The organism is Xanthomonas sp. NCPPB 1826 (assembly GCF_056725285.1).
The window spans coordinates 4,273,007-4,296,100 of record NZ_CM161521.1; the positions used below are offsets into that span (position 1 = coordinate 4,273,007).

A 23,094-nucleotide genomic window follows, 5' to 3' on the forward strand; every position below is an offset into this window, starting at 1 on the left:
TGTCCGGAGCCCTTTAAGTTCGAATCAACGCCTGGCCAGAGCCAGAACCTGAAAAATCAGCCCGATGGCGATACCCGCCAGCAAGGCCAGAGGAGGCAGCCGCCACAGGCCGAAGCCAAGCGCCAGCGCCACGAAAACCAACACCCACTTCAACACCATTGCCAGAATCAGCCGGACCATGGCAATGCCGGCTGCCTGAATACCGCCACCTAGCGCGGTACGTGCTGCCACCCAACCGCCCAGCACCGTCGCAAATCCGGTCAATGCCAGACCGGCAGAGTAACGGGGACCGACCAACAGCAACCCCAGACTGGTTATAGCTACAGCGGCAAGCGGATATACCGCAGCGCGCAGCATCAACCGCCGACCCGCGTCAACGGAGTTCAGCACTACGGTTACCTTACGTGTGAATGAGTGGGAAGCGCAGATGCGCCTCGTCGAGCCGCGAAAGTATAGCAATGGGACAAATTGCGAGACAACCGGCAGAGGTCATCCGTTGCTGCGTCGCACCATACAGGGGTTGCCGCGGCGGGTGGGAACTTTGCCACAAACCGGCGGTCATAACCGGCGAGGCCTGCACATCCTCGTCGAAAGGTCCTGCCGCAGGTCGCGTATGGGAGCCCCAGAGCACCGGGGCTCCTGCTTTTTGCGCATTTTGTCGCACCCTGCGACCTTCCCATCGGCGGTCCAATCGGCTCCATCGTGCTGCGACAGCAGCCGTACCGCTTCGCCATTGGCGCCCGGATTGCGCGGCGTACGACTAAAGTCTGACGGCCCGTGGCAGCGGACCGTTTTGTCCGATTGCTATCTCGGCCTTCACAACAATGCGACAGCTCCTTCACTTATGGAAGACGCGGTCTTATCGAAGATGCGCCGCACAGGCCGAACCGCCTGACCATTCCAAGAATTCGGAGCTCCCCCATGAAACACCTTCTCGCACTGGCCATCCCGTGCGTATTGGCTGCCGCCTACGCCGCGCCGGCGCACGCCGAAGATACCGATGACCGCTTCCAGCTCCGTCTAGGTGCGATGAACGTCGACAACGACAACACCATCCGTGGCAACACGCTGGTGGCGGGCAACAACGTGTCGGTCAACGAAGACTTCAAGCTCGGTGGCAAGGAATGGGAGCCGCGCGTCGATGGCGTGTTCCGCATCAGCACCCGCCAGCGCCTGATCTTCGATTACTTCAAGTACGACAAGGATCGCCGCGAGACCCTGACCCAGGACATCAGCGGCGGTGGCGTCACCGTGCCGACCGGCAGCTTCATCAAGGGCGAGCTGAAGTATCAGGTTGCCACCCTGGTGTATGACTACTCGGTCATCGACTCGCCGGAATTCAGCCTGGGCCTGCAGATCGGCGCCGAATACGCCAAGGTCGAAGCCAACGCATACGCCGACCTGGGTAGCGTCTTCAGTGGCGACGTGCTGGACGAAAGCGAAGACGGCGTTGCGCCGGTGGTCGGCATCCGCTTCACCGCCCGTCCGAGCGAGCATTGGCTGTTCAACGTGCAGGGCCAGTACCTCAACACCAGCTGGGGCGACTTCGGTGATTACGACGGCGACCTGAGCCGCGCCAACGCGATTGCCGAATACCGCTTCACCAAGAACTTCGGCATCTTCGCCGGCTACGACTGGTTCAAGCTCGACGTCGACCAGCGCGGCAGCGACGGCCTGATCGGCCTGAAGCAGGAGTTCAAGGGCCCGGTTGCAGGCGTGACGTTCGCGTTCTGATCGACGCGCAGCGTTGCACCAAAAGGCCCGCGTTTTGCGGGCCTTTTGTCTTTTTTGCGCGGTGCCGACAGCACCAGCGAGTGCACCGATATCGCCATGCGCGACCTGTTGCGTCAGCGCACCCGGCATCTGCGCCTTGAAGGCCGGATCAGCATGGCAATGCCGCACCAGCATCCACACCGTCACGCCCGCCTGGGCCGCACGGCAGGTCATTGTGCCCGGCGACGATGCGCCGGACCCTCGTCCTGTTGCGCAGCTGCAACGCGCCATGGGACCACAGCGCAGAGCATCAACACTGCGAGCAATGCATTCCGTGGCGCATGCAATGCCCCGGTGGGAACGGCCGCACCCCGCAACCCCTCCCGGCAGCACACCGAAACGACAACGCCCCGCGCGGGGCGGGGCGTTGTCGCTAGCAAGTGCTGACGTGCGCTTACTTCTTCTTCGGGATGTACAGGTCGGTGATGGTGCCGTCGTAGACCTCTGCGGCCATGCCGACCGATTCGCTCAGGGTCGGATGCGCGTGGATGGTGTGGCCGATGTCTTCGGCCTCGGCGCCCATCTCGATCGCCAGGCCGATCTCGGCCAGCAGATCACCGGCATGCACGCCGACGATGGCGCCACCGATCACGCGGTGGGTTTCTTCGTCGAAGATCAGCTTGGTGAAGCCTTCGGTGCGGCCGATGCCGATCGCGCGGCCACTGGCGGCCCACGGGAACTTGGCCACGCCGACCTTCAGGCCCTTGGCCTTGGCCTCGGTCTCGGTCACGCCGACCCAGGCGATTTCCGGGTTGGTGTAGGCAACCGACGGAATCACCCGCGCCACCCATTCCTTCTTCTCGCCGGCAGCCACTTCGGCGGCCAGCTTGCCCTCGTGGGTGGCCTTGTGCGCCAGCATCGGGTTACCGACGATGTCGCCGATGGCGAAGATGTGCGGCACGTTGGTGCGCATCTGCCGATCGACCGGGATGAAGCCGCGCTCGGTGATGGTGACGCCGGCCTTGTCGGCACCGATCTTCTTGCCGTTGGGCGTGCGGCCAACCGCCACCAGCACGCGGTCGTAGGCGGTGGCCTGCAAACCCGGCTTCTCGCCCTCGGTGGCCGCTTCGAACGACACCGTGATGCCGCTGGCGTCGGCCTTGACGTCGGTGGCCTTGGTCTTGAGATGGACCTCCACGCCCTGCTTCTTCAGGCGATCTGCCAGCGGCTTGACCAGGTCCTTGTCGGCGCCCGGCATCAGCTGGTCCATGAACTCGACCACGGTGACCTTGCTGCCGAGCGCGCTGTACACCGTGGCCATTTCCAGGCCGATGATGCCGCCGCCGACCACCAGCAGGGTCTTGGGAATGTCGTGCAGTTCCAGCGCGTCGGTGGAGTCCATCACGCGCTTGTCGTCCCACGGGAAGTTCGGCAGCTTTACCGCCTGCGAACCGGCGGCGATGATGCAGTGCTCGAAACGCAGCAGCTGGGTCTTGCCGTCGTCGCCGACGATCTCCAGCTCGTTGGGCGACACGAACGATGCCACGCCGGTGACGGTGCGCACCTTGCGCTGTTTGGCCATGCTGGCCAGGCCGCCGGTGAGCTTGCCGACCACCTTTTCCTTGTACTCGCGCAGCTTGTCCAGGGTGATCCTGGGCTGGCCGAAGTCCACGCCGAAATCGCCGGCGTGCGCCACTTCGTCGATCACCGCGGCGGCATGCAGCAGCGCCTTGGACGGGATGCAGCCGACATTGAGGCAGACCCCGCCCAGGCTGGCGTAGCGCTCGATCAGCACCGTATCCAGGCCCAGGTCGGCGGCACGGAACGCGGCGGTGTAGCCGCCAGGGCCGGCGCCGAGCACCACCATCTTGCATTCGATATCGGCCGGCTTGCCGCTGGCCAGCGCCGGCTTGGACGGCGCCGGTTCGGCCGGAGCGCGATGCGACGGCGTTACCGGCGGCTTGCTGCCGGGCGCGGCGGCAGGCGCTGCAGCCGCCGGTGCGGGCTTGCTGTCGGCCTTGGCGGGCGCAGCCGGTGCGGCGGCCTCACCTTCGGCTTCCAGCAGCAGCACCAGCGCACCTTCGGACAGGCTGTCGCCCACCTTGACCTTGAGCTCCTTGACCACACCGGCGGCCGAGGACGGCACTTCCAGCGTGGCCTTGTCCGACTCCAGCGTCACCAGGCCCTGATCCTTGAGCACGCTGTCGCCGACGGCGACCAGCACTTCGATGACGGGGACATCGCTGTAATCGCCGATGTCAGGAACCTTGATTTCAATGACCGCCATTTGCTTCTCCTGTGGCTCAACCGGCCGTGCCGGCAAGCGTCTGCTGGAGTTCATCCAGCGACGATTCGATTTGGGTCCAGCGCTTGTCGCGCTTCTTTTCCTTGCCTTCGCTGGCTTCGATCAGCAACGCGGCCTGCTGCAGCAGCAACTCGCCGGCGCCGCAGCTCGGGCGGGTGCCGCTGTAACGCACGCCATCGACCTGGAACGACAGCACCTCGCCCTCGCTCACCGGGGCGCCGCGACCGCTCGGCGCCAGTTGCGTCAGTGCGCCGGTCCAGTTGCTGACCAGGCGCCTTGCCAACGCTGCCGGAATCGGGATCTCGACCGTTTCCGGGGTCTGCGCGGTGCGGAACTGCACACTGCCACGATCGCTCTGGCTGACCCAGCTGTAGACGCGCTCGTCGGCGCGGCTATGCCGCAGGGTCCAGTCGGCACCGTCCTTGCCCGGTACCAGCGACACCCCGCTTTCCACGCCACGGGTGGGCAGCGTCAGCAACGACAGGCTCGGCCTGGTGCCGGCGTCGAGCAGCGTGGTCACCGCGGTGCCGTAATTGCCCACCGCCGGCGGCCAGCCGCGCCCGAGCGTGCTCTCGCACTCGCGTGCCGCCGCGGATGTCCACGGCAGCACGCCCAGCAGGGCGAAGGTCAGCAGCGCTGCTCTCACAGCAGGACGCGGCGCATGTCGGCCAGCACCTGGCTGAGGTAGGTGGTGAAGCGTGCGGCCAGCGCGCCGTCGATGACGCGGTGGTCGTAGCTCAACGACAGCGGCAGCATCAGCTTGGGTGCGAACTCCTTGCCGTTCCACACCGGCTGCATCGCCGACTTGGACACGCCCAGGATCGCCACTTCCGGCGCATTGATGATCGGCGTGAACGCCGTACCACCGATGCCGCCCAGCGAGCTGATCGAGAAGCAGCCGCCGCTCATGTCGGCCGGGCCGAGCTTGCCGTCGCGCGCCTTCTTGGCCAGCTCACCGCTTTCCTGTGCGATCTGCAGCACGCCCTTCTTGTCGACGTCGCGGATCACCGGCACGACCAGGCCGTTCGGGGTGTCGGCGGCGAAGCCGATGTTGATGTACTTCTTCAGGGTGAGGTTCTCGCCGGCCGCATCCAGCGAGGCGTTGAACTCGGGGAACTTCTTCAACGCCGCGGCACTGGCCTTGACCAAGAAGGCGAGCATGGTCAGCTTGATGCCGGCCTTCTCGTTTTCCTTGTTCAACGCCACGCGCAGGGCTTCCAGGTCGGTGATGTCGGCCGATTCGAACTGGGTGACGTGCGGAATCATTGCCCAGTTGCGTGCCAGGTTGGCACCGGAAATCTTCTTGATGCGCGACAGCGGCTGGGTCTCGGTCTCGCCGAACTTGCTGAAGTCCACCTTCGGCCAGGCCAGCAGGTTCAGGCCGTTGCCACCACCGGCCGGTGCGGCCCCGGCTGCGGCAGGCGCGCCGCCGCTGAGTGCGGCCTTGACGAAGCGCTGCACGTCCTCACGGGTGATGCGGCCGCCCTTCTCGCTGCCCTTGAGCTGGTTCAGATCCACGCCGAGCTCGCGTGCGAACACGCGCACCACCGGGCTGGCGTAGGCCACCTTGGACGGCAGCACGCTGTCGGCGTCGAAGGTCACCGGCGGGCTGGACGGCTGCCCGGCCGACGGCTGGCCGCCCTGCACAGGCTGCGCGGCCTCGCTGGACCGGGCGCCCTGCACCTGCGCGATCTCGCGCTGGGCCAGCTTGTCCGGCACCGCAGACACGGCGACCGGCTCGACCTTGCCGGCGGTTTCGGCGGTGTCGGTGCTGGGCTTGGCCGGGGACTGCGCCGCACCGGCGCCGCCATCGCTGGCAGCGATGATCGCCACCACATTGCCCTGCGAAAGCGTGTCGCCGACCTTGACCTTGAGTTCCTTGACCACACCGGCGGCCGAGGACGGCACTTCCATCGTGGCCTTGTCCGATTCCAGCGTGACCAGGCTCTGGTCCTTGGCGACGGTATCGCCAACGGCGACCAGCACCTCGATCACCGGGATGTCGGTGTAATCGCCGATATCGGGCACACGGGCCTCGACCAGGCCGCCGTCCGAGGACGCGGCAGGCGCAGCCGGCTCGGCCTTGGCGGCAGGCGCCGGCGCGGCAGCGGGCGCAGCCTTGGCCGGAGCGGCCGGAGCGGCGGCCGGGGCGGGTGCGGCGGCGGTTTCGGCGCCGGCGTCGGCCACTTCGATCAGCGCGACCAGCGCGCCCTGCGACAGCGAATCGCCGACCTTGACCTTGATCTCCTTGACCACGCCGGCCACCGACGAGGGCACTTCCATCGTGGCTTTGTCCGATTCCAGCGTGACCAGGCTCTGGTCCTTGCTGACCGTATCGCCGACCGACACCAGCACCTCGATTACCGGGACATCGCTGTAGTCACCGATATCGGGGACAAGTGCTTCCTTGATTTCGGCCATACGGGGAACTCCGGCAACAGAATGGGGAAACCCCTATTGTGGCCGGCTGCGGGCCGCAGCGCCAACCATTGCCGTGGAAAAAGTCGCGCACCGGACGGGATGCAGCGTTCGCCGGCGCATGCGCCGGATCATTTCGACGCGCGTCGATCGACCCGCAACAGTTGCAGTGGCTCGCCCGAAGGCAAACGATACGCCAGCGCATTGTCCAAGCCGTCGAGCGCCTCGACCCGCGTGCACAGTTGCTGCGCGCGTGGCCGCAACGCCCGCGCCTGCGGCTCGATCAGGCGCTCGATGCGCGTTTCCACCCCTTCCAGCGACCGCAGCTGCAGATCGTTTCCGGTCAGTGCCGACTGCACCGCACCGGCGACGACATCGCCGATCAGCTGCGGCAGCAGCTCGGCCACCATCGCGCCGATGTCGTCATCGATATCGATCGAGGTGAGCTGGCTCTTGCCGAAACTCTGCTTCAGGCGGGTGTCGATCTTTTCGCGCACGGCCGCCAGCTGCACGCGTGTGGCCTCGGGGCTGCGGCTGAAGCCGGCCGCCACCTCGCCCAGCGCGGTGACGGCGATGTCGGCCGCTTCGCGCCCGACCTCCTGCGCCAGCGGCACCACGTCGCGGGTCTGCCGCTCGAACTGGATCAACCGCGCGCGATCGTCCGCGCTCACCGCGACCCAGCGGTCGTCGACGAACAAGGCGCCCTGGCGCATCACCAGCCGCTGCGGCGTACCCGACGCGCGGATCAGGATCAGGCTGCGCGGGTTGAGCGTGAGGTCGTAGTCGCTGCTGACATTGCAGTGCAGATCGTCGGCGCTGGCGGCCGGTACGGCGACCAGCAGGCCCAGCAGCAGGCCCGCTGCCATCGGTAATGCGTGCTTGATCGCCATCTGGTCGCTTCCGTTGATGCGTTGGCTGCAGCATGCCTGCACGGGAGCGGCACTTGCCCGTGCCGGACGCTGGCATGACTTCCGGCCGGTGGCTGCGCGCTGACCAACACGGCCGGCGTTGCGGTGGTGACAGGTGTCGGCCAAACCCGCCACGACGCAGGCACATGGCTCGCATGGCGCCATTGGCTCGCTGATGTCTTCGCTCATGGGTTGGTTGCGCGGCGATCCGACGTCATTAATCCAGCGCGTCGCGCAGCGGCTGCCAGGCCGCGCACAGCCGTGGCAGCGACCATGCTGCATTGGCCGGGCTGGTGGACGGCAAGGCCCATACCGGCAGCGTGTGCAGGGCGACGGGCAGCAGCGGCTGCACATGGCGGCGCCATGCCTGCGCGGCGGCCGCACCGTTGCAGGCGACCGCACGCAGCTGCGGTAGCGTCGCCAGCCGCGCCGCCAGCGGATTGACCACGATGCTGCTGGCGACGATGGCGGTGTCCAGGCTGCCGCGCCGCTCGCATTGGCCGATCACATCCCACAGGCCCACCCCGCAGTTGGCCAGCGCCTGCAGGCGCGCCGGATACGCCAACCCGGCCTCGATGCCCAGCAGTTCCTGCATCAACGGCCAGAAACGGTTGCGCGGATGGGCGTAGTACATCGCCGCGTGCAACGAGGCGTTGCCCGGCATCGAGCCGAGCACCAGGACACGGCAATCGTTAGGAATGTGCGCTGGAAGGCCCTGCAACAGGTCGGTTTTCGTCACGGCGATCGCATCTGCGTGAATGTCTTTTTCAGCTTGCCTGTTGCAGCCACGGCCTTCTCCGGAAACTTGCTGAACAAACGAAATTTTAGCGAGCCACGGGTGGGCGTGGATTCAGATTTTCAGGAATAGCTTTGGCGCGGCCCACTCCACGGGCCTAACAAGAACACTGAGGAGACCCCCCAATGCGTGCCATTTCCATCCTGAGCCTGGCTGCCGTATCCGCACTTGCGTTTGCGCCGTCGGCATTTGCACAAGACACCACCTACACCGGCGACACCTCCTCGGCTTCCACCAGCGCCGATAGCGCTTCCGGAAAGCATTGGGCAGTGGTCGGCGGTGTTGCTCTGATCAAGCCGAAGAACGATCCGGCTCCGGGCCTGGACGTCGATGGCGGCCCGGCACCGACGCTGAGCGCCAGCTACTACATCAACGACAACTGGGCCGTTGAGCTGTGGGGCGCCGCCGACAAGTTCAACCACCGTGTCAACGCCGATGGCGTGGGCAAGATTGGTACCGTCGAGCAGCAGCCGATCGCCATCAGCGGCCAGTACCACTTCGGCCAGGCCGATAACGTGTTCCGTCCGTTCGTGGGCGTGGGCTACTACGAGTCGAACTTCAGCAACGAGAAGATCGACGCGGCGTCGGCCACCGGCCAGCACGTGGGCCTGGACACCGCCAAGGGCGTCATCGGCACCGTCGGCGTGGACATGAACATCAACTCCACCTGGTTCGCACGTGCCGACGCCCGCTACATGCGTTCGCGTCCGGAACTGCGCGTGGGCGGCCAGGGCACCGGCAGCGAGCTGGAACTGGATCCGTGGACCGTCGGCTTCGGCGTCGGCGCGCGCTTCTAAGCACGCGGGAAAGCGACGTTTCAGTCGAACAAGAAACGGGCCGCAAGGCCCGTTTTTTTATGCTTTGAAATCGTGGCGCCGCCCGCTCAGCGCCAGTAGACGCTGCCGCGCAGGCGCGCGCTGCGCCAGCGCCACCACAGCAAGGTGGCATAGGCGAGCGCATAGCCGAGCAGTACGCCGGCCGCGCCCAACAGGCTGGCGTGACTGAGCCACCCTTCCGTGGGCCAGGCAGCACCCTGCCAGGTGCTGCGCCACCCCTGCACCATGCCGGCGATCACGCGTACCACCACCAGCGCGGTCAGGGCCAGCACCAGCCACAGGTTGGGCCGGTAGAACAGGCCCTGCTGGGTGCGCTCGAAGCGGGTCAGACGCAGTGCCAGCAGCCCCAGCGCCAGCCCGCAGGCCCAGCCGAAGGCGGCGTGGCTGATCGCGCCGGGCCAGAACGCGGCGGCGATCAACACGAAGATCACGAACAACACCGTGGAGAGGCCGGCCGAGACCAGATTGATCATCAACAGCCAGCCGCGTGCCTGCCGCCGCGCGGTGCCGACACGAAAGCGCTGCACCAGCGACAACGGCAACAACACCGCGAACACCGCCAGGGCGATGATCACGGCCAGCGGTATGGCGAGGAGAAGTGGCATCACATGCTCGGTGGCGGCGAAGAGTGGTTGGCAACCCGAAACGCGCGGACACCAGGTGAACGTGGACGGCGCGCAACAACCGGCTTGTTCGCGGGGTGCATGCCGATGCGGAGCATCGACCACACCCGCCTGGCAGTGAGCGCGGTCGGTTTGATCGCCGCTCTTAGAACGCCGGCAACACCGCGCCTTTGTACTTCTGCTCGATAAACGCCTTCACCTCCGGGCTGGTCAAGGCCTTGGCCAGCTTCTGCACGCGCGGGTCGTCCTTGTTGTCCGGGCGCGAGACCAGGAAGTTCACGTACGGCGAGTCCTTGCTCTCGATCGCCAGCGCGTCGCGGGTCGGATTGAGGCCGGCGTCGAGCGCGTAATTGGTATTGATCAGTGCCAGGTCGACCTGGTCGAGCACGCGCGGCAGCATCGCCGAATCGAGCTCGCGGAACTTCAGCTGCTTGGGGTTCTCGACGATGTCGCGCTGGCTGGACAGGGCATTGCTCGGGTCCTTGAGTTTGATCACGCCTGCCTTGTCGAGCAGGATCAGCGCGCGGCTGTTGTTGCTCGGGTCGTTGGGAATCACCACGTCGGCGCCGTTGGGCAGTTCGGCCAATGCCTTGAACCGGCGCGAATACGCACCGAACGGCTCGATATGCACGCCGACAACGGTCACCAGCTGGCTCTTGCGGTCACGGTTGTAGGCATCCAGATACGGCTCGGTCTGGAAGTAGTTGACGTCGATCTGCTTCTGCACGACCTGGTCGTTGGGCTGCACGTAGTCGTTGAACACGCGCACGTCCAGCTTGACGCCCTGCTTGGCCAGCAGCGGTTCGACCACCTCCAGGATCTCGGCATGCGGCACCGCGGTGGCGGCCACCGTCAGTGTGTCGCCGCCGCTGCTGCCACCGCTACCACCACAGGAGGCCAGGGCCAGCGTGGCCGCAGCCAGGAGGGAACGAAACGCGAATGTGCTCATGTGGGGGTCCGTGGGAGGAGGAATGCGGCACTGCCGCAAGCGCTAAACCTAGCAGACCGCGGGTGTGGCCGCGATCGGCAGGCCCGTGTTGCTTGCTGGGCCCCGCGCGCGCCGGCAACGCGCGATCCCGGTTGAGCTCAGCGCCGGCTGTAGCGCGCCACCAGCCAGTCGCCCAGCATCTGCAGCAGCTGCACCAGCACCAGCAGGGCGATCACGGTGATCAGCGCGACATCCGAATGCGAGCGCAGATAGCCCTCGCGGTACGCGACATCGCCCAGCCCGCCGGAGCCGATCGCACCACCCATCGCGGTGAAACCGATCAGCGCGATGGTGGTCACGGTGGCGCCGGCGATCAGGCCCGGGCGCGCTTCGGGCAGCAGCACGCGCAGCACCAGCTGGCGGGTGGTGGCGCCCATCGCCTGGCTGGCTTCGATGATCCCGCGGTCCACTTCGCGCAAGGCGGTTTCCACCAGCCGCGCATAGAACGGTGCGGCGCCGACCACCAGCGGCAGGATCGCGCCGCGCACGCCCAGCGAGGTGCCCATCAGCATCAGCGTGAGCGGAATCATCGCGATCATCAGGATGATGAAGGGCACCGAGCGCAGCAGGTTGATCAGTGCCGCGAGCACGCCGTACAGCACCGGGCGGCGGCGCAGCTGCGGGGCACCGCACAGGAACAGCGCAACGCCCAGCGGCAGGCCAATCAGCAGCGTCAGCGGCAACGCGCCGGCCAGCATCAGCAAGGTATCGAGCGTGGCCTGGCCGATGTCGCCCCACTTGGCGGCATCGAGATTGCGGAAAAACCCGCTTGTCGTGGCGATCAGAGTCATACGCGCAGATCCTCCACGTGCACGCCGGCGGCGACGAAGCCGGCGCGTGCCGCGTTATGGTCGCCGCCGGTCAGCGCGACGATGAGCTGGCCGTACGGGGTGTCCTTGATGCGGTCCACGCGCCCGGACAGGATGTTGTAGTCGACCCCGGTCTCGCGGGCGATGCGGCCCAGCACCGGTTCGTAGGTGCCGTTGCCCAGGAAGGTCAGCCGCACGATGCGCCCGCCCACTGCAGCGAAGTCGCGATGCAGCTCGGCTTCGTCCACGTGCTCGGCTTCGGACACGAAGCGCCGGGTGGTGGCGTGCTGCGGGTGCAGGAACACCTCGGTCACCGGGCCGGTTTCCACCAGCTTGCCGGCATCCAGCACCGCGACGCGGTCGCAGACGCGGCGGATCACGTCCATCTCGTGGGTGATCAGCACGATGGTCAGGCCCAGCTCGCGGTTGATCTGCGCCAGCAGCTGCAGCACCGAGGCGGTGGTCTGCGGGTCCAGCGCGCTGGTGGCCTCGTCGCACAGCAGGATCTGCGGCCGGGTGGCCAGCGCGCGCGCAATGCCCACGCGTTGCTTCTGCCCGCCGGACAGCTGCGCCGGGTACTTGCTGGCATGCTGCTCCAGCCCGACCCGCGCCAGCAGCTCGGCCACGCGCGCATCGACCTCGGCGCGCGGGGTGCCAGCCAGTTCCAGCGGAAACGCCACATTGCCGGCCACGGTGCGCGAGGACAGCAGGTTGAAGTGCTGGAAGATCATCCCGACACGCCGGCGCAGCGCGCGCAGGCCCTGGCTGTCCAGCGCGGTGACGTCCTCGTCGCCGATCAGCAGCCGCCCGCCGCTGGGCTCTTCCAGCCGGTTGATCAGCCGGATCAGGGTCGACTTGCCGGCACCGGAATGGCCGATGATGCCGAACACCTCGCCGGGGCCGATCCGCAGATCGAGTGGATGCAGCGCCACGATCTGGCGACCGTCAACGGAATAAGACTTGTGCAGGCGCTGAAACTGGATCACCGCGCGTGGCCGATTGGGGGGCCGTGAAGCCTACCAGTCAATGTTTGCGGACGATATTCCAATGAGTTCTAAGTTGGGGATTGGGGAGTCGGGATTGGGGATTGGCATAGGACGGGATTGGAGATTCGGGATTCGGGATTCGCAAAAGCCAGAGCGCCTTGCCGTTGCTCTGGCGAATCCCCAATCCCGAATCCCGAATCCCCAATCACGGCTTATCCAACGACATCGGCCGATCCGCCCTCCGAATCCGCTCCCGGCGCAGCAGATACAGCCCGCTGGCGACGATGATGCCGGCGCCGGTCCAGGTCCAGCTGTCGGGCAGGGTCTGCCACAGTAGCCAGTCCAAGCCGATCACCCAGACCAGGCCAGTGTATTCCAGCGGCGCGATCATCGAGGCCTCGCCGCGCAGGAAGGCCTGGGTCAGCGCAATCTGCCCCAGTGCGCCGGCCAGGCCCATGCCGGCGATCAGCCAGGCGTGCTCGCCCCGCAACGGCACCCAGTCGGGGATGGCCAGCAGGCCGGCGCCGACCGCCATGAACAGCAGGAACCACACCACCATCGCCTGCGGGGTGTCGGTGCGGGTCAGCAGACTGACGGTGATGGCGGCGATGGCATAGGCGGTGGCCGCCAGCACCACCATCAGCCCGGGCAGCGAGATCAGCCCGTCCACGCCCGGGCGCAATACCACGATCACCCCGACCAGGCCGATGCCGATCGCCGTCCAGCGGCGTGGCCCGACCCGCTCGCCCAGCAACGGCACCGACAGTGCCGCCACCAGTAGCGGGGCGACGAAATACAGCGTGTAGGCGGTCGACAGCGGCATGCGCTTCAGGCCGTAGACGAAGCAGCCGATCATCACCATGCCCAGTACCCCGCGCAGCAGGTGCAGGCCCCAGCGCACCGGCACGATCGAGCGCGGGCCGGCGGTGGCAAATACCCACACCAGCACGAACGGCAGCGAGGCGGCGCCGCGCAGCAGGGTGACCTGCAGCGGCGGGTAATGCGCCGACAGCAGCTTCATTCCCGCATCCATCAGCGAGAAACAGGCCACGGCGGCCACCATCCAGGTGATGGCGGGAAGCGGAGAGCGGGTGGTGGGCATGGACCATTATCGCTGCGCGTGCGCGCAGACTGGCAACCCTGTGTCGACAGGGGCGGTGACGCGATGCCCTAGAATGGCGGCTGTTTACAGACAGCAGGAGCTTTGCATGCCTTCCTTCGACGTGGTGTCCGAAGTCGACAAGCACGAACTGACCAATGCGGTGGACCAGGCCAACCGCGAGCTGGATACGCGCTTCGATTTCAAGGGGGTCGAGGCCAGGTTCGAGCTGGAAGACGGCAAGGCGATCAACCAGTCCGCGCCCAGCGATTTCCAGGTCAAGCAGATGACCGACATCCTGCGCGCGCGCCTGCTGGCGCGCGGCATCGACGTGCGTTGCCTGGAGTTCGGCGACATGGAAACCAACCTGGCCGGTGCGCGCCAGAAGGTCACCGTCAAGCAGGGCATCGAGCAGAAGCAGGCCAAGCAGCTGGTGGCCAAGCTGAAGGAAGCCAAGCTCAAGGTCGAGGCGCAGATCAATGGCGACAAGCTGCGCGTGAGCGGCAAGAAGCGCGACGATCTGCAGGATGCGATGGCGCTGCTGAAGAAGGCCGATTTCGAGCTGCCGCTGCAGTTCGACAACTTCCGCGACTGAGCACGCGTGGTGGCTGACACGGCGCCTTGTCGTGCCACGCTGTGCAGGCGGGCCGCGCAGCGCGGCGTGCCGGCTGTCCGCTGCCCGGGCATCGGCCACGCGCGCGCCGGCGCGTTACGGATCTGATGCAAGCATGCGTGGCCTGCTCTCCAGCCTGTTGCAACGCGCACACCTGGCCACGGTGCCGCAGGCGCCGCCCGCTGCCGGGACGGCGTGCGCCGTGACGCATGCACAGCCACGCATCGAAGCCGGCTCGACGCTGCACACGTTGGCCGGGCTGGACCCGCTGGCGGCTGCAGCGTTTGCCGATGCGTTTGCGGTGGAAGTGCAGCGCGCCATCGCCAGCTGCACGCTCGGCCAGGCCAGCACCACCCAGGCGCAGGCACTGGAGCAGATCCATTCGCTCAAGAACACGCTCTCGCTGACCGGCTCTGCCGAACTGCTGAATGCCTGCGACCAGTTGCGCGGCGATGTCGACGGCGGCGAACCGGGGTCCGCGCTTGCGCAGCGCTACACCGCGATTGCGACCGCGGCCGGCCTGCTGGTCGAGAATTACCGGCGCACCCTCCCCAACGACGACACCGCCCCCCATGCGTAGTGGATCCAACCGCGCGGCGCCCGGCCTGATTCTGGCCGCCCGGCAGCTGCGCAACGACAGGCTGGTGCGGCTGTTCGAATCGTTCCTGGAATATCGCGCCTGCGTCGGCCGGGTGATCGTGCAGACCATCGTGGCGCTGTGGTGCTTCGGCTGGCTGTACGGGCCGCAACCGGTGCTGGTCAGGGATGCACAGGCGGTCTTCCCCACCGCGGCGACGCTGTGGATGGTGGCGGTGGTCTGGATGGTGCTGGTGCGACGCAGGATCATTCCGCCGGGCGAGTGGCTGGATGCGATCGGCTTTGCGATGAATTTGCTGTTCATCGGCATCCAGACCTATCTGGCCTTCATCCTGCTGATGTCGCTGAATGCCTTCCTGCCCTTCATCACCATCGCCGCGGTAGCGCGCTATGGGCAGAAGGCGACGCTGCCGGTGCTGCTCAGCACCTTCGTACTGATGCTGCTGACCGCGCCGGCCGGCTACTGGCTGTCGCGGCCGGCCTACTTTGTGTATGCGGTGGCGCTGAGCGTGGTGCTGCCGCTGCTGGTGGCGCGCATCGTCAGTGCAATGCAGGAGATCGCCCTGCAGGCGCTGGCCTCGCGCGATGCGCAGAGCCGCTTCATCAGCACCATGAACCACGAACTGCGCACTCCGTTGAACGCGGTCATCAACTGCGCGCAGCTGATCGACAGCGGCACCTTGTCGGCGCAACAGCGCGAACTGATGCAGGCGGTGACGGTCAATGCGATCGCGCTGCGGCATCGGGTGAACGAAGTGATCGACGTGGCCAGCATCGACGGTGGCCGGCTGCAACTGCACAGCAAGCCGCTGAGCCTGCTCGACGTGCTGGCCACGGTCAAAGCGGTGTGCGCGAGTGCAGCGTCGACCAAGGGCGTGGCGCTGGCGCTGCGCAGCGATGCCGCGCAGACGCCTGACCTCATCGGCGACGAGGGGCGTATCGAACAGGTCATCACCAATCTGGTCATCAATGCGATCAAGTTCACCCCGGCCGGTGGCGCGGTCGACGTGCTGATCGCCGCCACGCAGGTGCAGCAGCGCTGGGCGATCGCGGTGACCGTGACCGACACCGGCATCGGCATCCCCGACGCCCAGAAGGCCTATATCTTCACGCCCTTCACCCAGCTCAGCACCGGTTTCAGCCGTGCCGAGGGCGGGGTCGGGCTGGGCCTGTTCATTGCGCTGTCGGTGTCCGAGGCGATGGGCGGCAGCCTGAGCGTGCGCGACAACCCCGGCGGCGGCAGCGTGTTTCGCTGGACCTTCGCACTGGCCGCCGCCGCGGCGCAAGGCTGCCGCCCGCCGGCGCTGCGCGAGGCCCTGCAACAGCATGCCGAGACGGTGCCGCCGTTGCACTGCCTGGTGTTCGAGGACATGGACACCAATCGGCTGGTGATCGGCAATCTGCTCACCCGTGCCGGGCACCGGGTGAGCTTTCACAGCGATGGCAGCAACGCGGTGCAGCGCATCCGCGAGGCGGCGCCGGACCTGGTGTTCCTCGACCTGCACATGCCCGGCACCTCGGGCTGGGACGCGCTGGGGGAGGCGCGCGCGGCGATCGCCGCGCTGCCGCCGATCATCGTGCTGACCGCCGACACCCGCACCGATTCGATGCGCGAGGCCACCGCGGCCGGCGTGGCCGGCTATCTGTCCAAACCGATCAACGCGCACCAATTGCTGGCCATCCTCGCCGCGCATGCCACCCATGCAACCGGCTGACCTGAAACCGGGCAACGCGGCACGCCGGCACTGGCACACCGCCGCGCGCACACGCACGCCGCTGGCGCTGCTGTACCTGCACGGGTTCACCGCCAGCCCGGGAGAAGCCGGCGAACTGCCCGAGCAGATCGCCGATGCGCTGGCTGCCAACCTGTACGTGCACCGTTGGCCCGGGCATGGCCGCAGCGCCGCCGATGCGATGCAGGGACTGACGCCGGCGATGTTGCAGGCCTCGGCCCTGGATGCGCTGGAGCAGGCACAGCACATGGGCGCACGCGTGGCGATCGTCGGCTCGTCCATGGGCGCCACGCTGGGCTTGTGGCTTGCGGCACAGCGCCCCGACGCGGTGGCTGCAGTAGTCGCCTGGTCACCTGGCATCCGGCCGGCCGACCCGGCGCTGCTGGATCAGGTCTGCGCCGCGCAGACGCCCTTGACCGACCCGCGCCCGCGCACCGCCGCGTCGCTGGCGTTCTGGTCCGGCACCATTCACCCGGATGGATTCCGCGCGCTGCGCAGCCTGTTCGACGCGGTTGCCGCCGATCCACCGTGGCCACGCGTGCAATGCCCGGTGTTTCTGGGCTATTACCGCGCTGCCAACGGCGAGGAGGATCCCACCGCCTCGGTGCCGGCGATGCTGGCGATGTTCGCTGCGCTCGGCAGCGCGCCGGAGCACACCTGCGCGATGGCCTTCGACACCGGCGCGCATGCGATCGGCTCGCCGCACAAGACCCCGCACGCCGATAAAGTTGCGCAGGCATCGATTGCGTTTCTGCGCGCGCATGTCGGCGCAAACACGCATGCGGATGCCACCTAGGCCGCCTCAGCGCTGCAACTGCTGGAGTTTTTCCTGCGTTCCGCCAAGCGCCGGCCCCGCGCTGCACCACACCGGCACAGGCGGCCACGCCGGCAGCGATCGCATACACTGGCCCACCATCACGCCGCCGCCACGATGACGACCACGCCTGCCACGCTCGACCCGTTGACCGCCACCCGCCAGTGGATCGAGCGCGCGGTGATCGGCCTGAATCTGTGCCCGTTCGCCAAGGCGGTCTACGTCAAGGAGCAGGTGCGGCTGGTGCTCAGCGATGCCAGCACGCCCGAAGCGCTGCTCGAACAACTGGCCGAAGAACTGGTGTTGCTGCGCGACACGCCGGCCGAGCAGATCGACACCACCTTGATCGTGCATCCGGACGTGCTCACCGATTTCCTGGACTACAACGACTTCCTCGACAACGCCGATGCGGCGGTGGAAGCGCTGGATCTGGGTGGCGTGTTGCAGGTGGCCAGCTTCCATCCGGACTATCAGTTCGCAGGCGCGGCGGTGGATGACGTGGCCAACTTTACCAACCGCTCGCCCTACCCCACCCTGCACCTGCTGCGCGAAGACAGCGTGGAGCGTGCGGTGGCCGCGTTTCCGGACCCGGACGTGATCGTCGAACGCAATATCCAGACGCTGGAACGCCTGGGCCAGGACGGCTGGGAACGGTTGTTGAGCGCATCGCAGCACTGACCGCCGCATCGCGTGCGGTTGCGCGTGCCTGAAACGCGCAGCGATGCCGGCACGCAGCGGCGCGGCATGACGCGCTAACGGCGCGCAAGCCACAAACATGCATGCGTCACGCGCGGCGATCGCGTTGCTACGGCCACCACGGCGCCCGCGTTACAGTGCGCGCGACCTCACTCCCCTGGTGCGCCCGATGCCCCTGACCCCCGCCGTCTCCGCATGGAATCCCTCCCCGTTGCAGGACCGCGTGGTGGTGGTCACCGGCGGCGCCCAAGGCATCGGCCGTGGCATTGCCCAGGCGGTGCTGGGCGCCGGCGGCAGCGTGGTGATCGGCGACCTGGATGCCGATGCCGGCAAGGCCTGCCTGCAGGAGTGGGCATTGCCGCGACGCAGTGCCTTCGTGCGGTGCGATGCCGCGCGCCCGGCCCAGGCAGCGCGCCTGATCGCCACCGCGCTCACCCGCTTCGGGCGACTCGATGGCCTGGTCAACAACGCCGGCGTGGCCGATCCGCATGTGCCGCCATTGCCGCAACTGGACTGGGAGGAGTGGAATCGCAGGCTGGCCAGCCTGCATGGCGCCTTCCTGTGCAGCAAGCAGGCCTTGCCCGCATTGGCGCAGGCCCAGGGCGGCGGTGCGATCGTCAACATCGCCTCCACCCGCGCCTGGCAATCGGAGCCGCATAGCGAAGCCTATGCCGCCGCCAAGGGCGGGCTGGTGGCCTTCACCCACGCCTTGGCACTGAGCGAAGGCCCGCAGGTGCGCGTCAACAGCATCAGCCCGGGCTGGATCAGCACCGACGCCTGGCGCGCACCGGCGCGCCGGCGTACACCCAAGCTGTCGCGGCGCGACCATGCCCAGCATCCGGCCGGACGGGTCGGTACGCCGGAAGACATCGCGCAACTGGCGGTCTATCTGCTGTCGCCGCAGCTGTCCGGCTTTGTGACCGGACAGGATTTCATCGTCGATGGCGGCATGTCGCGCAAGATGCAGTACGTCTGAGGCATTGCGGCGAAGGCGGCCTGCAGCACACCGCGCAGGCCGGGAGCGCCGCAGGCGCAAGCACTGGCGGCGCGGCTCAGGCCTGCTCGCTGCGGCCGAACAACACCGCAAGATCCCCTGCCCCCAGCGCGCGCCATTGCCCGGACGGCAGACCGTCCAGCGCCAAGCCACCGATGCGGCTGCGGTGCAAGGCCACCACGTGATTGCCGGCGGCGGCGAACATGCGCCGCACCTGGTGGTAGCGGCCTTCGTGCAGGGTCAGGCGTGCCTCGCGTGGGCCGAGCACGTCCAGTTCGGCCGGCAGCAGCGGCTTGGTTTCGCCTTCCAGCAACAGCGTGCCGCTGACAAACAGCGCCGCCTCGTCGCCGCGCAGGTCCTCGGCCAGGGTGACGTCGTAAACCTTGTCCAGCGCCGACTTGGGCGAAATGATCCGGTGCAGCAGCGCGCCGTCGTCGGTCATCAGCAACATGCCGCTGGTCTCGCGATCCAGCCGCCCCACTGGCGCCAGCACCGGCGCGCGCGAACGGAAGCGTGGCGGCAGCAGTTCGTAGATCAGCCGGCCGGTGTCCTTGGTCGAGCAGGTGTAGCCGCCGGGCTTGTGCAGCAACAGGCTGAAACCCGCCGGCGGATCCAGCGGTTCGCCATCGATGCGGATCGCATCGTGCTCCACCTGGTCGTCGGCATACAGCACCTCGCCGGCGGCGTCGGTGACCGCGCCCTGGCGAAACAGCTGGGTCACCTGCTTGCGGCTGCCGTAGCCGAGGTTGGCGATGTGCTTGACCAGCTTCATGCGCGCGCTCCGCGGCCGCGGATGGCGGAAATCAGCTTGAAGCCGTCGCGTTCGGCGGCCACGCGCACCTGCCCGAAGCTTTCGTTGAGCACGTACTCGTAGGGCAGATGCCGGTTGGCGACCAGCAGCAGCTGCCCACCCGGGCGCAACGCCTGCGCGGCCACGGCGATGAAGCGCTGGCCGATATCCGGGCGATCGGCACGCGAAGGCGTGTGGAACGGCGGGTTGCTGACGATGAAATCGTACTGCGCCCCCAGGCCAGCGGTGACGTCGCGCCAGTGGTACTGCAGCTGCGCCGGATGCGCGATGGCCTGCAGGTTGCGCCGCGCCAGGGTCAGCGCGCGCGCCTCGGCCTCGTACAGATCCAGCCCGGTGACCTTGGGGCAACGCGCCAGCACCTCGGCCGACAGATAACCGAAGCCCGCGCCCAGATCGGCGCCATGCCCGGCCAGCGTACTCGGCAGATGCTCGACCAGCAGCGCCGAGGCAGGATCGATGCGGTCCCAGGCAAACACACCGGGGCGACTGACGAAGCGCCCGTCCAGAATGGGGCGCGGCGCATCCAGCGCGGCCCAGCGCGCCTGCAGCGCCGCATCGGTGTCGGCAGGCAGCGGCGCGCTCCAGTAGGTGCGGCAATGGTGCTTGGTCAGGCTGCCGGCCAGGCCGGTGAGCTGACGCAGATCCGCCTCGCCCGAGCGCGCGCCCTCGTTGTTGGACTGGCAGGCCACCACGCGGCCGCCCGGTGCGGCCAGCGCGACCGCGCGCGCGAACAGGGCACGCGCTTCCTCGCGTTGCCGCGGCGGCAGCACCAGCACCAAGGCATAACGGGTGCTGTCGGCCTCGATCTCGCTCTCTTCGCGCACGTTCCAGCCGTTGCGCTCCAGCGCCTCGGCGAAGGGGCGAAAGCTCTGCTCGCAGGTCAGCGCATCGGCAGCCGCATGCTCGCGCAGCGGGAACCCGTCGCGCGCGCGCAGGAACAGCACCGGGCCGCTGGGCCATGGCAGCACGCCCTGGGCGAAGGGCAGAAACAGAGCTTGAAGCGGGGCATCGTGCGGGCCAGCCATCGGATCATCGGGTCGGGAACAGGCCGCCATTGTAAGGGAGCGCTGCCTGCCGCCCGCCCTGGCGCCCGCTTGGGCGGGCATTCGATTGCGTGACCTGCAGACAGCGACCCTTCCAATGTCTATACGGTCTATTGATGCGCACGCAACATCCGCCCGCCTAGGCTGGAATCACACCAATACCGGAGAGACGCGATGCGAGCCCTGTTCGTAGGTGGAGTGGTCGACAACAGCGAAATGGATCTGGATGACACCCCGCCACCGATGCACTACCCCGAAAACACCGGTGCGGGCCGGCCGCGTTACCGCCTGCACCAAGTCGGCGAGCGCGACGATGGCAGCGTGGCGTATGCGGTGTATGGCGCCCCGGAAATGGCGGATGACGACATCAGCCGGATCACCGAAGAACGTGGCTATGCGCGCCGCTTCAGCGCCTCGCCCGAGCCGCCGCGCTGAGCGCAAACGCATTGGCCGCGTGGCGCCGCGCAAGACCGCGGCATACGCATGAAAAAACCGGGCCTGGGCCCGGTTTTTTCGTTTGAACGCCTAAGCCAGCGCGTTATCTGGATCAGCGCGCCTTGGGTGTCACCCGCCAGATCACATTGCCGACATCGTCGGCCACCAGCAGCGCCCCGGTATTGTCAGGGCTCACGCCCACCGGGCGCCCCTGCGCATTGCCTTCGGCATCCAGGAACCCATCCAGCACGGTGATCGGCGTGCCGCTGGGCTTGCCATCGACAAACGGCACGAACAGCACCTTGTAGCCGCTGGGCGGGTCGCGATTCCACGAACCGTGCTGGCCAATGAAGGCGCCCTGGCGGAAGCGCTCCGGCAACAGGCTTCCGCTGGCAAAGCTCAGGCCCAGCGAGGCGGTATGCGGCCCCAGCGCGTAGTCGGGCTTGATCGCCTTGGCCACCAGCTCGGGGTTCTGCGGTTTGACCCGCTCGTCCACATGCTGGCCGTAATAGCTGTAGGGCCAGCCATAGAAGCCGCCGTCGCGCACCGAGGTCAGGTAGTCCGGCACCAGATCGCTGCCGATCTCGTCGCGCTCGTTGACCACCACCCACAGCGATTTGCTCTGCGGCTCCCAGGCGGTGCCGACCGGATTGCGCAGGCCGCTGGCGAACACCCGGCTGCTGCCGGTGGCCGGGTCGATCTCCAGGATCGCGGCGCGGTTGAGTTCGGCCTCCATGCCGTTTTCGGCCACGTTGCTGTTGGAACCGACGCCGACATACAGCTTGCTGCCGTCGGCACTGGCCAGCAGCGACTTGGTCCAATGGTGATTCAGGCCGCCCGGCAGATTGGCCACGAAGGTCGGCTTGGCGGTGATATGCGTCTCGCCGGGCTTGTACGGAAAGCTCACCAGCGCATCGGCATTGGCCACGTAGAAACGATTGCCGATCAGGGCCATGCCGAACGGTGAAAACAGGCCACTGATGAACTGGGTGCGCACTTCGGCCACGCCGTCGCCATCGGCATCGCGCAGCAAGGTGATGCGGTTGGCGCTGGGCACCACGGCGCCGGCCTTGCTCATCATCGCGCCCTGCACCTTCTTGCGGATGCCGCCGCCTTCAGCGTCTTCCGGCTTGGGCGGCTCGGCGGTCTCGGCCACCAGCACGTCGCCGTTCGGCAGCACATAGACCCAGCGCGGGTGATCCAGGTCGCGTGCAAACGCGGCCACCTGCAGGTCGTCGGCAGCGATCGGCTTGGCGTTCTCGGTCCAGCGCTTGACCGGTGCCACCTTGACGGTGGGGATCAGGCGTTTGACCGGCTCGGGCAATTGCGGGTTCGGCCCGGTCCCTTGTTCGATGGCAAGCGTGGCGGTATCGCCGCAGGCGGCGAGGATGGCGACGGTCATCAGCGACAGCGGCCAGCGGGCGAGCTTCAACGCGGGAGCATTCATTGCGCGATTGATCCTGAACAGTTACGACAATCGGCCATCATGCCGTCAACGCCATGACGAGAAGTAAACACATCGTCAATGCGTGACTCAGGGAGCGGCTTGCGGATCGCTGCCCAACGGCAAGGGGTGCACGGCCACGATGCGGTCCATCCAGATCCAGTGCGGCTCTTGCGCGGCATCCAGCTGGTCGATGCGCAACTGGCCGTTGAGGCCTTCGCGCTGCTGGTCGTCCAGATAGGTCTGGATGCTCGGGCGCACGGCGACGGTGCCGCTGATCATGCTGCCGTCGTCGAGCTCGACGCGCACGCGCTCCTGCCCACCGAGTAGCGACACCCAATGTTCGAGCGTGGCGATCTGCACTTGTTCCGAATAGACATGCGGGGCGTATCTGGACATGGCGTCATCTCCATCGAGGGAATGCACCACGCTA

Annotated in this window: 24 protein-coding genes; 9 read left to right on the forward strand and 15 right to left on the reverse strand. The window is 67.2% G+C overall.

What is annotated here, in order from left to right; translation table 11 throughout:
- Window positions 1-24: 24 nt before the first annotated feature.
- Window positions 25-390 (reverse strand): hypothetical protein, encoded by a 366-nt coding sequence (locus AC1PLA_RS17850; protein WP_016901016.1) that lies wholly within the window; start codon window positions 388-390, stop codon window positions 25-27.
- A 531-nt stretch (window positions 391-921) separates the two neighbouring features.
- Between AC1PLA_RS17850 and AC1PLA_RS17855 the strand changes: the two genes are divergently transcribed.
- Window positions 922-1,734 carry a hypothetical protein gene (locus AC1PLA_RS17855; RefSeq protein ID WP_026064024.1) on the forward strand — a complete coding sequence of 271 codons (813 nt, stop codon included), beginning with the start codon at window positions 922-924 and terminating at the stop codon, window positions 1,732-1,734.
- Between the two features lie 433 nt (window positions 1,735-2,167).
- Here AC1PLA_RS17855 and lpdA read toward each other — a convergent pair whose 3' ends face one another.
- From lpdA to AC1PLA_RS17880, 5 genes are all read right to left on the reverse strand, one after another.
- Entirely contained in the window at window positions 2,168-4,000 is a 1,833-nt protein-coding gene (lpdA, locus tag AC1PLA_RS17860; RefSeq protein WP_481105059.1) for a dihydrolipoyl dehydrogenase, read from the reverse strand.
- A 16-nt stretch (window positions 4,001-4,016) separates the two neighbouring features.
- The gene (locus AC1PLA_RS17865) at window positions 4,017-4,664 is read right to left on the reverse strand and encodes a hypothetical protein (RefSeq protein WP_228911171.1); all 648 of its coding nucleotides are present in this window, start codon (window positions 4,662-4,664) and stop codon (window positions 4,017-4,019) included.
- A complete protein-coding gene (locus tag AC1PLA_RS17870; RefSeq protein ID WP_167763652.1) occupies window positions 4,661-6,439 on the reverse strand; it encodes a dihydrolipoyllysine-residue acetyltransferase in 1,779 nt (592 codons plus the stop codon). Before AC1PLA_RS17870 ends, AC1PLA_RS17865 begins: the two co-directional genes overlap by 4 nt.
- 128 nt (window positions 6,440-6,567) lie before the next feature.
- Window positions 6,568-7,326 carry a DUF2884 family protein gene (locus AC1PLA_RS17875; protein WP_039529675.1) on the reverse strand — a complete coding sequence of 253 codons (759 nt, stop codon included), beginning with the start codon at window positions 7,324-7,326 and terminating at the stop codon, window positions 6,568-6,570.
- A gap of 235 nt (window positions 7,327-7,561) precedes the next feature.
- Complete coding sequence (locus AC1PLA_RS17880) at window positions 7,562-8,089, reverse strand: DNA-deoxyinosine glycosylase (RefSeq protein ID WP_481106228.1); 528 nt, start codon at window positions 8,087-8,089, stop codon at window positions 7,562-7,564.
- A 176-nt stretch (window positions 8,090-8,265) separates the two neighbouring features.
- Between AC1PLA_RS17880 and AC1PLA_RS17885 the strand changes: the two genes are divergently transcribed.
- Complete coding sequence (locus tag AC1PLA_RS17885; RefSeq protein ID WP_016901022.1) at window positions 8,266-8,937, forward strand: OmpW/AlkL family protein; 672 nt, start codon at window positions 8,266-8,268, stop codon at window positions 8,935-8,937.
- Window positions 8,938-9,023: 86 nt separating this feature from the next.
- On the opposite strand, the gene AC1PLA_RS17890 is transcribed toward AC1PLA_RS17885, so the two are convergent.
- The 5 genes from AC1PLA_RS17890 to AC1PLA_RS17910 all read right to left on the reverse strand — a co-directional run bounded on the left by AC1PLA_RS17890 (window position 9,024) and on the right by AC1PLA_RS17910 (window position 13,484).
- On the reverse strand, window positions 9,024-9,581 hold the full coding sequence (locus tag AC1PLA_RS17890) for a CcdC protein domain-containing protein (protein ID WP_024940264.1): 558 nt from the start codon (window positions 9,579-9,581) through the stop codon (window positions 9,024-9,026).
- A gap of 163 nt (window positions 9,582-9,744) precedes the next feature.
- The gene (locus AC1PLA_RS17895) at window positions 9,745-10,548 is read right to left on the reverse strand and encodes a MetQ/NlpA family ABC transporter substrate-binding protein (protein WP_024940265.1); all 804 of its coding nucleotides are present in this window, start codon (window positions 10,546-10,548) and stop codon (window positions 9,745-9,747) included.
- A 137-nt stretch (window positions 10,549-10,685) separates the two neighbouring features.
- The gene (locus tag AC1PLA_RS17900) at window positions 10,686-11,378 is read right to left on the reverse strand and encodes a methionine ABC transporter permease (protein ID WP_024940266.1); all 693 of its coding nucleotides are present in this window, start codon (window positions 11,376-11,378) and stop codon (window positions 10,686-10,688) included.
- Window positions 11,375-12,382, reverse strand: coding sequence for a methionine ABC transporter ATP-binding protein (locus AC1PLA_RS17905; RefSeq protein ID WP_016903462.1), 1,008 nt, complete (start codon window positions 12,380-12,382; stop codon window positions 11,375-11,377). Before AC1PLA_RS17905 ends, AC1PLA_RS17900 begins: the two co-directional genes overlap by 4 nt.
- Before the next feature lie 205 nt (window positions 12,383-12,587).
- Window positions 12,588-13,484 (reverse strand): DMT family transporter, encoded by an 897-nt coding sequence (locus AC1PLA_RS17910; protein WP_481105060.1) that lies wholly within the window; start codon window positions 13,482-13,484, stop codon window positions 12,588-12,590.
- A gap of 106 nt (window positions 13,485-13,590) precedes the next feature.
- Here AC1PLA_RS17910 and AC1PLA_RS17915 point away from each other — a divergent pair, with 106 nt between their 5' ends.
- The 6 genes from AC1PLA_RS17915 to AC1PLA_RS17940 all read left to right on the forward strand — a co-directional run bounded on the left by AC1PLA_RS17915 (window position 13,591) and on the right by AC1PLA_RS17940 (window position 18,910).
- On the forward strand, window positions 13,591-14,076 hold the full coding sequence (locus AC1PLA_RS17915; protein ID WP_016903460.1) for a YajQ family cyclic di-GMP-binding protein: 486 nt from the start codon (window positions 13,591-13,593) through the stop codon (window positions 14,074-14,076).
- 133 nt (window positions 14,077-14,209) lie between these two features.
- Window positions 14,210-14,674, forward strand: a complete 465-nt coding sequence (locus AC1PLA_RS17920) for a hypothetical protein (protein ID WP_481105061.1) — start codon at window positions 14,210-14,212, stop codon at window positions 14,672-14,674.
- Window positions 14,667-16,406, forward strand: a complete 1,740-nt coding sequence (locus AC1PLA_RS17925) for an ATP-binding response regulator (RefSeq protein WP_126962696.1) — start codon at window positions 14,667-14,669, stop codon at window positions 16,404-16,406. Before AC1PLA_RS17920 ends, AC1PLA_RS17925 begins: the two co-directional genes overlap by 8 nt.
- A complete protein-coding gene (locus tag AC1PLA_RS17930; protein WP_104555191.1) occupies window positions 16,393-17,220 on the forward strand; it encodes an alpha/beta hydrolase in 828 nt (275 codons plus the stop codon). Before AC1PLA_RS17925 ends, AC1PLA_RS17930 begins: the two co-directional genes overlap by 14 nt.
- 135 nt (window positions 17,221-17,355) lie before the next feature.
- Window positions 17,356-17,916 carry a DUF1415 domain-containing protein gene (locus AC1PLA_RS17935; protein WP_016903456.1) on the forward strand — a complete coding sequence of 187 codons (561 nt, stop codon included), beginning with the start codon at window positions 17,356-17,358 and terminating at the stop codon, window positions 17,914-17,916.
- Between the two features lie 187 nt (window positions 17,917-18,103).
- Window positions 18,104-18,910, forward strand: a complete 807-nt coding sequence (locus AC1PLA_RS17940) for an SDR family oxidoreductase (RefSeq protein ID WP_481105062.1) — start codon at window positions 18,104-18,106, stop codon at window positions 18,908-18,910.
- A gap of 76 nt (window positions 18,911-18,986) precedes the next feature.
- Here AC1PLA_RS17940 and AC1PLA_RS17945 read toward each other — a convergent pair whose 3' ends face one another.
- A complete protein-coding gene (locus tag AC1PLA_RS17945) occupies window positions 18,987-19,700 on the reverse strand; it encodes a pseudouridine synthase (RefSeq protein WP_481105063.1) in 714 nt (237 codons plus the stop codon).
- Window positions 19,697-20,764: a class I SAM-dependent methyltransferase gene (locus AC1PLA_RS17950; RefSeq protein ID WP_024940274.1), complete on the reverse strand. Its 1,068-nt coding sequence runs from the start codon at window positions 20,762-20,764 to the stop codon at window positions 19,697-19,699. The genes AC1PLA_RS17945 and AC1PLA_RS17950 overlap by 4 nt, the downstream gene beginning before the upstream one ends.
- A 192-nt stretch (window positions 20,765-20,956) precedes the next feature.
- On the opposite strand from AC1PLA_RS17950, the gene AC1PLA_RS17955 reads away from it, so the two are divergent.
- A complete protein-coding gene (locus tag AC1PLA_RS17955) occupies window positions 20,957-21,217 on the forward strand; it encodes a hypothetical protein (protein WP_087962350.1) in 261 nt (86 codons plus the stop codon).
- A 112-nt stretch (window positions 21,218-21,329) separates the two neighbouring features.
- On the opposite strand, the gene AC1PLA_RS17960 is transcribed toward AC1PLA_RS17955, so the two are convergent.
- Together AC1PLA_RS17960 and AC1PLA_RS17965 are read right to left on the reverse strand one after the other, a co-directional pair.
- Window positions 21,330-22,664 carry a PQQ-dependent sugar dehydrogenase gene (locus AC1PLA_RS17960; protein ID WP_481105064.1) on the reverse strand — a complete coding sequence of 445 codons (1,335 nt, stop codon included), beginning with the start codon at window positions 22,662-22,664 and terminating at the stop codon, window positions 21,330-21,332.
- Between the two features lie 87 nt (window positions 22,665-22,751).
- Complete coding sequence (locus AC1PLA_RS17965) at window positions 22,752-23,060, reverse strand: DUF3247 family protein (RefSeq protein ID WP_016903450.1); 309 nt, start codon at window positions 23,058-23,060, stop codon at window positions 22,752-22,754.
- Window positions 23,061-23,094: the final 34 nt, after the last annotated feature.

Bases quoted from the DNA above. Each gene is read 5' to 3' on its own strand.
- AC1PLA_RS17935 (WP_016903456.1), top strand. From the start codon at position 17,356: ATGACGACCACGCCTGCCACGCTCGACCCGTTGACCGCCACCCGCCAG.
- AC1PLA_RS17895 (WP_024940265.1), bottom strand. From the start codon at position 10,548: ATGAGCACATTCGCGTTTCGTTCCCTCCTGGCTGCGGCCACGCTGGCC.
- AC1PLA_RS17965 (WP_016903450.1), bottom strand. From the start codon at position 23,060: ATGTCCAGATACGCCCCGCATGTCTATTCGGAACAAGTGCAGATCGCC.
- AC1PLA_RS17920 (WP_481105061.1), top strand. From the start codon at position 14,210: ATGCGTGGCCTGCTCTCCAGCCTGTTGCAACGCGCACACCTGGCCACG.
- AC1PLA_RS17855 (WP_026064024.1), top strand. From the start codon at position 922: ATGAAACACCTTCTCGCACTGGCCATCCCGTGCGTATTGGCTGCCGCC.
- AC1PLA_RS17950 (WP_024940274.1), bottom strand. From the start codon at position 20,764: ATGGCTGGCCCGCACGATGCCCCGCTTCAAGCTCTGTTTCTGCCCTTC.
- AC1PLA_RS17925 (WP_126962696.1), top strand. From the start codon at position 14,667: ATGCGTAGTGGATCCAACCGCGCGGCGCCCGGCCTGATTCTGGCCGCC.
- AC1PLA_RS17955 (WP_087962350.1), top strand. From the start codon at position 20,957: ATGCGAGCCCTGTTCGTAGGTGGAGTGGTCGACAACAGCGAAATGGAT.
- AC1PLA_RS17940 (WP_481105062.1), top strand. From the start codon at position 18,104: ATGCCCCTGACCCCCGCCGTCTCCGCATGGAATCCCTCCCCGTTGCAG.
- AC1PLA_RS17910 (WP_481105060.1), bottom strand. From the start codon at position 13,484: ATGCCCACCACCCGCTCTCCGCTTCCCGCCATCACCTGGATGGTGGCC.
- AC1PLA_RS17930 (WP_104555191.1), top strand. From the start codon at position 16,393: ATGCAACCGGCTGACCTGAAACCGGGCAACGCGGCACGCCGGCACTGG.
- AC1PLA_RS17885 (WP_016901022.1), top strand. From the start codon at position 8,266: ATGCGTGCCATTTCCATCCTGAGCCTGGCTGCCGTATCCGCACTTGCG.
- AC1PLA_RS17890 (WP_024940264.1), bottom strand. From the start codon at position 9,581: ATGCCACTTCTCCTCGCCATACCGCTGGCCGTGATCATCGCCCTGGCG.
- AC1PLA_RS17915 (WP_016903460.1), top strand. From the start codon at position 13,591: ATGCCTTCCTTCGACGTGGTGTCCGAAGTCGACAAGCACGAACTGACC.
- AC1PLA_RS17945 (WP_481105063.1), bottom strand. From the start codon at position 19,700: ATGAAGCTGGTCAAGCACATCGCCAACCTCGGCTACGGCAGCCGCAAG.
- AC1PLA_RS17870 (WP_167763652.1), bottom strand. From the start codon at position 6,439: ATGGCCGAAATCAAGGAAGCACTTGTCCCCGATATCGGTGACTACAGC.
- AC1PLA_RS17960 (WP_481105064.1), bottom strand. From the start codon at position 22,664: ATGAATGCTCCCGCGTTGAAGCTCGCCCGCTGGCCGCTGTCGCTGATG.
- AC1PLA_RS17900 (WP_024940266.1), bottom strand. From the start codon at position 11,378: ATGACTCTGATCGCCACGACAAGCGGGTTTTTCCGCAATCTCGATGCC.
- lpdA (WP_481105059.1), bottom strand. From the start codon at position 4,000: ATGGCGGTCATTGAAATCAAGGTTCCTGACATCGGCGATTACAGCGAT.
- AC1PLA_RS17875 (WP_039529675.1), bottom strand. From the start codon at position 7,326: ATGGCGATCAAGCACGCATTACCGATGGCAGCGGGCCTGCTGCTGGGC.